Origin of the sequence: Streptomyces sp. HSW2009, from assembly GCF_040240285.1 — a bacterium.
Taxonomy (GTDB): Bacteria; Actinomycetota; Actinomycetes; order Streptomycetales; family Streptomycetaceae; genus Streptomyces.
Genome location: NZ_JBEHZD010000320.1, coordinates 1 through 9,097 on the forward strand (window position 1 = coordinate 1; position 9,097 = coordinate 9,097).

The following is a 9,097-nucleotide window of genomic DNA, read 5'->3' on the forward strand; positions in this document are numbered from 1 at the left end:
ACGCCGCCCAGGTCATCCGCCCCACCCACGCCACTCCGTCCATCCCGCCCACCCTGACCACCTGATCCACCCCGCCCACCCAGGCCATCCGAGCCACCCCACCTGCCCCGCCCACCCCGTCGTCCGCCTGATCCACCCCGGCCGAGTCTGTTCATCAAGGTCGGTTCACCACCTTGCCGTCGGTGAGGGAGCGCAGCTCTGCGTCGTACTCTCGGGCGGCCTTCGTGGGGGAGGTGCCGCTGGTGGTGACGGTCTCCATCGCTTCGCCGATGGCTGCCGAGACTCTGGGGTATTCGGGGAGGGCGGGCCGGTAGTGGGTGTGGCGTACGAGGTCGGTGAAGAAGGCGATGCCGGGGATTGAGGTGCGGTAGCGGTGGTCGGCCGCGACGTCCTTGCGGACCGCGATCTGGGCGTCGCGCAGGGTCCACTCGACGGCGTTCGGGGTGGTCTGGAGGGTTTGGATGAGCTTCCAGGCCAGTTCGGGCTTCTCCGACTTGGCGGGGATGGCCCACGCCCAGCCGCCGGACATGCTGACCACCCCGGGCGGCTGGCCGAACTGGGTCGGCATCGGGGCGCGGCCGAGCACCTTCGACCAGCGGGGCCAGGGCCGCCCGCCGGATTCGATCCAGAACTGGCCCAGCCAGGAGCCGTCCAGGGCGATGCCCACCTTCCCCTCGGGCAGCAGTTCGGTCGCGACCCGGGTGGGCACGTTGGGGTCGACCGCTTCCGCCGGGCGCAGGCCGAGGCGCTGGCTGTAGAGGGTGTCGAGGAAGCCGAGTGCGTCCTTGAAGCCCTGGCCGCCGGTGACCCATTTGCCGGCCTTGGGCTCGTAGAGCGGGTCGGTGCCGGTGCCGTACAGGAGCATTTCGAAGCCCTGCATCACCGACGCTTCACCCGGGCCCTTGCCGGTGTACACGTTGAGGGGGGTGACGCCGGGGACGCGCTGTTTGATGGTGCGGGCCGCGGCGAGCAGGTCGGCCCAGTTGCGGGGGCGCCAGTCGGTGGGCAGCCCGGCCTTGGCGAAGATCTCCTTGTTGAACCACAGCCCGCGGGTGTCGGTGCCCATCGGCACCCCGTACGTCTTGCCGTCCTCGGCCTTCGCCGCGGTCCTGGCCTGCGGCAGGAACTGGTCCCAGGCGGGCCAGCGGGCCAGTTCGCGGTCGAGTGGGCGCAGATAGCCGCTGGCCACGTCGGAGTTGATGATGAAGGTGTCTTCGTAGACGACGTCCGGTGTGGTCTTCGCCGAGCGCATCATCTGCTGGATCTTCACCCAGTAGTCGGGCTGCGCGGCCTGGATCGGGATCAGTTTGACCTTCTCGCCGCGGTGCGTGCGCTCGAACTCCTTCTTCACCGCGGACAGGTAGGCGTCCATGTGCCGGACCTCGTTGTCCGTGTTGCGCAGGTAGACGACCTTGATGGTGTGGGGATCGTTGCCGAACGCGCCGCAGGCGGTGAGTGAGGTGGCGGCGAGCGTGAGGCTGGCGGCGAGGATGAGCGGGGCGGTGGGGCGCACGGGCACGGCCTCCTTGGACACGGCGCTCCAAGGCGCGCAGGAGGCGCCGACGGGGCGCTGCGGTGACTGCCCGGTGACCGTACGTGCCACTTCGAGCGCAGGTCAATGGCCGTGACCCCGGCCGGTGGCGGGGTCACTGGTACGGCGCAGTGCGGTGGGGCGTACGGCGGGGGCCGGGGGGGCGTCGGTATGCGTACGGGGCGCGGGGGCGTGCGAGGTGTGGCCCGGGGGCGGGCGAGGCGCGGGGTGGCCTGGCGTGCGAACGGCCCGGCACCCTGGTGGGGTGCGGGGCCGGGGGCCGCCGCGGACGCCCCGCCCGCCGTCGGAACGGCGCGGACGGCGGGCCGGGACGGCGCGAGGGCGAGCAGACGCGCGGTCGGGCCGCGCAACCAGTACAGCGGGCACAGCCGGTGCAACCAGCACAGCCGGTGCAATCAACACAGCCGGTGCACCAGTGCACCCCGTACAGCAGGTGCGACCGGTGCAACCGGTAGCGCTAATGCCGGGTCAGGGCGTCCAGAAGTTGTGCGTGACGACCAGCATCGACTGGAGCTGGATGCTGGCGGAGAAGTAGTCGCCGGAGCCGGGCGCGGTGGCGACCATCTTCTTCCAGAGCGCGTCCAGCCACTGCTGCCCGTCGCTGTCGTTCATGGCGGCGACCGCGAACGGGGCGAAGAACGCGGCGTCGTTGCCGGAGCCGTAGGCCGAGCCGTTCAGCCGGTAGCCGTTGACCAGCTTGGACGGGTTGCCGCCGGACTTCTGCTCCGCCCAGTTGCTCAGTTTGACCGCGGCCTTCTTCGACGCGGAGTCGCCGGTCTGCGCGGCGTCGGTGCCAAGGCGCCACGGGTCGCGGCAGGCGTTCCAGTGGTAGTCACCGTCGTGCGGGTCTTCGAGCACCTCGCCGTTGGCGGGCCGCGGCGAGCTGGTGGTGTTCTCCACGAAGTCGGGCAACAGGCCGGTCTTCGCCGCGTACTTGCTCTGGAGGTCGGCCGTGACCTGCTGAGTCTTGGTGCGCACCGCGTCCCAGGTGCCGTCGCCGGTGGCCTTCTTGAACGCCTTGAAGTGGCCCGGCATCCAGTCCGACGTGCGCGAGAGCTTGTCGTCGGAGCCCGATGACCAGTCGCCCAGCTTGGTCAGCTTGGTGCCGCTGTGCACCTCGCTCTTCTTGATGGCGTTGATCCGCTTCACGGCCAGCGCCTTGTAGTCGTACGTGCCGGAGCTGCCCCACTGCCGGTCGGCGAGGAGCAGCCCGTACGCGATGTCCAGGTCGCCGTCGGTCGCCGAGTCCGTGCCGTTGACGCTCTTGCAGCTCTCGTCCTGCTCGGCGGCGTGCAGGTCCTTGTTGATGGACGAGGGGTGCGCCAGCACGTACTTCAGGATGCCGTCGAAGATCTTCTGCGCGTCGGCGTCGGCGCCGGCCATGGTCGCGGTGATCACCATGCCGTAGCCCTGCGCCTCGCCGACGTAGTCGTGGTCGGCGTCCGGCGAGTACACCTGGTACCAGCCGTTCCCGCAGTTCTGCTTGATGAAGTTGGCCTTCCACTTCTTGTAGAAGGCCACCACCTTGGCGTCGTTGTCCTGCTGGTTGCCCGAGGGCTTGAGGGCGCCGTCGGTGTACGAGAAGGAGTGGCTGCCGAACGGGACGGCCGGGGTGGCCGCGGCGCGCGTGGCCTGCCTGGCCTCGGCGGCCGATGTGGGGGCGTTGCTGGTGGCACTTGCGGGCTGGCCGCCGGGCAGGCCGGCGAGCCAGAATCCGCCGCCACCGACGAGCGTGGCGGCCGTGAGCACGGCGAGCGATCTGCGGTTCCTCACCATAGCCACGTCATGCCTCCATCCTTGGACGGGAGTTGGGGATGTGAACGGTAGCGAGCCGGCGCAGACCCGACAAGGCGATGATTAAGAAAGTTTCCTGTTTACCTGAAGGCCCGGTTCCGTGCGCCCACGGATGGGCGACGCAGGACTTGCACACCATGGCTGACCTGTGTCGTTGCCCGAGCACGCGGGTGCGCAGGGGGCGCACCGCCGGCACCCGTCGAGCGACGGGCGCGGGCCTGGTCGGGTGACGGGGGCGGGACGGGCGGGGCCCGTTGGCGCGGTGGCGCGTGGCGGAACGCGGCCCGTTCAGCCGGCGGTACGGGGCGGGCGCGGGCCCGCATGGACGGGGGTACGGAGTGGCTGCGGCGCCGCGCAACCAGCGGTACGGGGCGGACTCCGCGCAGGCGCGCGTACGGAGCGGGCTCCACGGCGGACGGGGGTACGGGGCGGGCTCCGCATAGCCGGGAGTACGGGGTCGGGGCCCGGCCCGCTCAGCCCGTGGAGTCCGGTGCGCTGACCCAGCGGTAGGCCAGTGCGGGCCGGCCGAGACCGCCGTACCGCGGGGCCCGTACCGCGCGGCCGGTCTCCACCAGGTGTTCCAGATAGCGCCGGGCGGTGATCCGTGAGATGCCGAGCGCCTGCGCCGTCGCGTGCGCCGAGATCCCGTCGTCGGCGGCCCGCAACACCTCGGTGACCGACCCGAGGGTGTCCGGCGTGAGCCCCTTGGGCAGTTCGGCCGCCGGGTGCGGGGCCCGCAGCGCGGCCAGCGCCCGGTCCACCTCGTCCTGCCCGCTGGCCTCGCCGACGGTGACGGTGGCCCGGAACTCCGCGTACCGCACCAGCCGTTCGCGCAGGGTCGCGAAGGTGAAGGGCTTGAGCACGTACTGCACGACACCGAGCGAAACCCCTTCCCGTACGACGGCGAGGTCGCGCGCCGAGGTCACGGCGATGACGTCCACGCCGTGGCCGCCGGCCCGCAGCGTGCGCAGCAGCCGCAGCCCGTGCCCGTCGGGCAGGTAGAGGTCGAGCAGCAGCAGGTCGACGGCGCTGCGCTCCAGCCGGCGGCGGGCCGCGCCGGCCGAGTGCACGGTGCCGACCACGGTGAAGCCGGGGATGCGGCCGACGTAGAGCGCGTGCGCGTCCGCGGCCAGCGTGTCGTCCTCCACCACCAGCACCCGGATCGGCCCGCGCCCCGTGGCGGCGTCGGAGTCCAACGCGCTCACGGGGCCCCACCCGCACCGGTCCCACCCGCACCGGTCCCGTCCGCTCCGTACGCCCTGTACGAGGCTGCTCCGTCCGCTCCGTACGAGGCAGCCCCGGCCGCGTCTGCCGCCCCGTCCGCCCCGTCTTCGTATCGAGCGGCCTCGCTGCGGATCGGGAGGCGGACGGTGAACTCGGCGCCGCCCTCGGGGGAGCGGTCGAGGTCGATGGTGCCGTGGTTGCGGTGCACCGCCTGGCGCACGATGGCGAGGCCGAGTCCGTGCCCCGGCACCGCCTTGGTGCTCCAGCCGCGTTGGAAGATCTCCTCGGCGGCGCCGGGGCCCACGCCCGGGCCGTTGTCGCCGACGCGTAGCGTCAACTCCCCGCCGCCGGCCCGTACGGTCACCGTGACCCGGCCGCGCCGGCCGTCCGGTGCGCTGCCGGCGCGCCGCCCCGTGCCGCGCTCCGGGTGCGCCGTTCCCTGGCCGCCGGCCGCCTCGATCGCGTTGTCCACCAGGTTGCCCAGGATCGTCACCAGGTCCCGCGCCGGCAGGCTCGGCGGCAGCAGGCCGTCGTCGATGCGGCTGTCCGTGGTGAGCTCGAAGTCCACGGCGTACTCGCTGGCCTGCGCGGCCTTGCCGAGTAGCAGCGCGGCGAGCACCGGCTCGGCGACCGCGCCCACCACCTGGTCGGTCAGCGCCTGCGCGAGTTGGAGTTCGGCGGTGGCGAACTCGATGGCCTCGTCCGCGCGCCCGAGCTCGATCAGTGAGACGACCGCGTGTAGCCGGTTGGCCGCCTCGTGCGCCTGCGAGCGCAGCGCCTCGGCGAAGCCGCGTACGGAGTCCAACTCGCCTGACAGCGCCTGGAGTTCGGTGTGGTCGCGCAGGGTCACCACGGAGCCGCGCTGGCCGCCGCTGCTCACCGGGGCGCTGTTGACGACCAGCACCCGGTCGGCGGTCAGGTGCAGTTCGTCCCGGCGCGGTTCGGGGTCGAGCAGTGCGGCCGTGAGCGGCGGGGGCAGCCCCAGGTCGGTCACGTGTCGCCCGACGGGCGGCGCACCACGCCCCGCCCCGCGCCCGCCCGCGCGCGTACCGCCACCGGCGCCGCCCGCGCGGCCGACCCATCGCAGCCGTACGAGATGCCCGATGCGGCCCTTCCGGTCCTTCCGCCCGCTCCGCTCCCGCTGATCCCGGCCGTCGGTGCCGCCCGGACCGCCCGGACCGCCCGGACCGCCGGCCCCGTCGGGGCGCGCCGGGGTGGCGGCGCGCGACGAACCGGGCGCGGTACGGGATGGCAGCACGGCCCGGGCGCCGGCCGGGTCCGAAGACGGAGCCGGATTGCCGCCGGGGGGCGAAGGCGAAGCCGGGGCGTTGGCCGGGCCCGGGGCCGCGAACGGGGCGGCTGCCGGGTTCGGGTTCGCGAACGGAGCGTCGGCCGGGCCCGGAGTCCAAGACGGGGCGCCACCCGGGCTCGTGGCCCCGGCCCCGTGCGGGCGCGCGGCCACCCCCGCGTCCCCGTACGGCCCCGCGCCCGACGTCGACCGCCCCACCGAGGCGCCAGCCGAACCATCAACCGAGGCGCCCGCCGAAGCACCGGCTGAACCACCAACCGAAACCCCCGTTGCCCCGCCAGCCGAACCCCCACCCCCCGCTGCCAGGCCGCCCAGGCCGAGGAGTTCGCGCCCGCCGTCGTTGATGAGGGCGATCCTGCGCCGCCCGTCGAGCATCACCAACCCCTCCCGCACCGCGTGCAGCGTCGCCTGGTGGTAGTCGTGCAACTGGCTGAGCTCGTTCGCGTTCATGCCGTGCGTATGGCGGCGCAGCCGGGCGTTGATGACGTACGTGCCCAGGCCGCCGATGACCAGGGCGGCCAGCGCGACGCCGGCCAGTGCGAGCACCTGCCGGCGCTCCTGCTCGCTGATCGCCTTGACCGTGATCCCCGCGCTGACCAGCGCGACCACCGGGCCCGGGCCGTCGGTCCCGCCGCCCTCGCGGACCGGGGCGACGGCGCGTACGGAGGGGCCGAGGGTGCCGGTGTAGGTCTCCGAGAACACCCGACCGCGCAGCGCCGGGCCGGTGTGGCCGAGGAACGTCTCGCCGATCCGGCTCGGTTCAGGGTGCGTCCAGCGCACCCCGCGCGGGGTCATGATCGTCACGAAGTCGACGCCGGAGTCGAGCCTGACCCGCTCCGCGTACGGCTGGAGCACGTTCGTGGGGTGGGGCGAGCGCACCGCATCGGCCACGCCCGGGGCGTTGGCGATGGTGGTGGCCGCGGTCACCGCCTGCCGGCGGGCCGCGTCCTGCGCCTCGCCGCGGGCCGTGACGTAGGTGAAGACGGCGCACCCGGCGACCACGGCCGCGACCAGCACGACCTGCATGGCGAAGAGCTGACCAGCGAGGCTGCGAGGACGGGGGATGCGCATCGGCTCAGTCTGCCCGCTGTTCCCGGCGTGAACGTAATGTACGGAAGCGTGACCGCCGTCACAGCGTGATGCATAGTCACCGGGACATCCAGCGCCGGAATCGCACGTACCCCACTGAGCGGCCTGGCCGGATGTGATCGGCCGGCGGGTGGTCGAGCCGTACCCACGCAGCGCTTCGCCCCGCCGAGCAGCACCTCAGGAACGAAGGAGGCAGCCGTGGCTGCGCAGACCTCGCCATCGGAACCCGGCCGGACGCCGCCCGCCCGGCGCGACAAGACCCACTACCTCTACCTGTCCGTGATCGCGGCCGTGCTCATCGGCATCACGCTGGGGTTCGCGGCACCGGACTTCGCCGTGGAGCTCAAGCCGATCGGCACCGGCTTCGTCAACCTGATCAAGATGATGATCTCGCCGATCATCTTCTGCACGATCGTGCTCGGCGTCGGGTCGGTGCGCAAGGCGGCCAAGGTCGGCGCGGTCGGCGGGCTCGCGCTCGGCTACTTCCTGCTGATGTCCACCGTCGCGCTCGCCATCGGCCTGCTGGTCGGCAACGTCCTGGAGCCCGGCAGCGGCCTGCACCTGACCACCGAGGCGGCCAAGGCCGGGCAGGGCCAGGCCGACGGGGCGAGCGAGTCCACCGAGGACTTCCTGCTCGGCATCATCCCGACCAGCATGCTGTCCGCCTTCACCGAGGGCGAGGTGCTCCAGACCCTGCTGATCGCGCTGCTCGTCGGCTTCGCGCTGCAAGCCATGGGCAAGGCCGGCGAGCCGGTGCTGCGCGGCATCGGCCACATCCAGCGGCTGGTCTTCCGGGTGCTGGCGATGATCATGTGGGCGGCCCCGGTGGGCGCGTTCGGCGCGATCGCGGCGGTCATCGGCGAGACCGGTACGGACGCACTGCGCTCGCTCGCGGTCATCATGATCGGCTTCTACACCACCTGTCTGCTCTTCGTGATCGTCGTGCTCGGCACGATCCTGCGGCTGGTGGCCGGCGTGAACCTGTTCCTGCTGCTGAAGTACCTGGCGCGGGAGTTCCTGCTGATCCTCTCCACCTCCTCGTCCGAGTCGGCGCTGCCGCGGCTGATCGCCAAGATGGAACATGCGGGCGTCAGCAAGCCGGTCGTCGGCATCACGGTCCCCACCGGTTACTCCTTCAACCTGGACGGCACCGCCATCTATCTGACGATGGCCTCGCTGTTCATCGCGGAGGCGATGGGGGACCCGCTCTCCATCGGCCAGCAGATCTCGCTGCTCGCCTTCATGATCGTGGCCTCCAAGGGCGCCGCCGGGGTCACCGGCGCCGGCCTCGCCCCGCTGGCCGGCGGCCTCCAGTCGCACCGCCCGGAGTTGGTCGACGGCGTCGGCCTGATCGTGGGCATCGACCGCTTCATGAGCGAGGCCCGGGCCCTGACCAACTTCGCCGGCAACGCGGTCGCCACGGTCCTGGTCGGCACCTGGACCAAGGAGATCGACCGGGATCGGATGCGCGCCGTGCTCGCCGGCCAACTGCCCTTCGACGAGCGGACGTTGCTCAATGACGGGCAGCACGGGGCGGAGGGCGCTGGTGGAGCGGAGGGCCCTGGTGGCGCTGGTGGAGCGGAGGGCTCTGGTGGAGCCGGCGGGGCGGAACCTGGCGGCCAGGCCGACGCCCCCGGTGACCGGGTGCCGCTGACGAAGGGCGTCGCGGCGGGTGCGGCCGGCGCTGATGAGGCTGACGGTTCCGCCGGTTCCGCCGGTTCAGACGGTGCGGGCAGTGCGGACGGCAAGGAGGCGGCCACCGTCTGAGCGGGCCGCCGGGCGCCGGCCCCACCGGGCGCCACGGCTCCTCGCTGCACCCCGCGGGCGTTCCCGCATCCCCTCAACGTCACGGGCGCGCGCCCCGTACCCGTACCTCGATCGCACGGGCGCGTCCGCACCCCGCAGGCGCTCCCCCCACGCGCAACCCACGAATGCCCCCCGATCCGCCGCCCCGTCCCGCTCCTCCGGGGCGGGGCCGGCCCACGCCCCGGGTGCCCCCCGCCCCCGGGGGGGGGGGCGGGCCCCCCCCCCCCCCCGCGCGCGCCCCGCGGCGGGGGGGGGGGGGGGGGGCCCCCCCGGCAGGGGCGGTGCCGCTCTCCTCCTCGTACTGTCGGGCGAGGTAGCCCGCC

The 9,097-nt window shown here is 73.1% G+C and carries 4 protein-coding genes and 1 pseudogene; 1 reads left to right on the plus strand and 4 read right to left on the minus strand.

Annotated features, from left to right (window positions below):
- Positions 1–154: 154 nt before the first annotated feature.
- The 4 genes from AAHZ94_RS21850 to AAHZ94_RS21865 form a co-directional block, all read right to left on the minus strand.
- A complete protein-coding gene (locus AAHZ94_RS21850) occupies positions 155–1,513 on the minus strand; it encodes an extracellular solute-binding protein (RefSeq protein ID WP_349994673.1) in 1,359 nt (452 codons plus the stop codon).
- A gap of 507 nt (positions 1,514–2,020) precedes the next feature.
- Positions 2,021–3,328: a family 8 glycosyl hydrolase gene (locus AAHZ94_RS21855; RefSeq protein ID WP_349994676.1), complete on the minus strand. Its 1,308-nt coding sequence runs from the start codon at positions 3,326–3,328 to the stop codon at positions 2,021–2,023.
- Between the two features lie 491 nt (positions 3,329–3,819).
- Positions 3,820–4,551 carry a response regulator gene (locus AAHZ94_RS21860; RefSeq protein ID WP_349994674.1) on the minus strand — a complete coding sequence of 244 codons (732 nt, stop codon included), beginning with the start codon at positions 4,549–4,551 and terminating at the stop codon, positions 3,820–3,822.
- Positions 4,548–6,950, minus strand: a complete 2,403-nt coding sequence (locus AAHZ94_RS21865; protein WP_349994675.1) for a sensor histidine kinase — start codon at positions 6,948–6,950, stop codon at positions 4,548–4,550. The genes AAHZ94_RS21860 and AAHZ94_RS21865 overlap by 4 nt, the downstream gene beginning before the upstream one ends.
- A gap of 216 nt (positions 6,951–7,166) precedes the next feature.
- On the opposite strand from AAHZ94_RS21865, the pseudogene AAHZ94_RS21870 reads away from it, so the two are divergent.
- Positions 7,167–8,507 (plus strand): annotated as a pseudogene (locus AAHZ94_RS21870) (cation:dicarboxylate symporter family transporter); the annotation flags it as partial.
- Between the last annotated feature and the right edge of the window lie 590 nt (positions 8,508–9,097).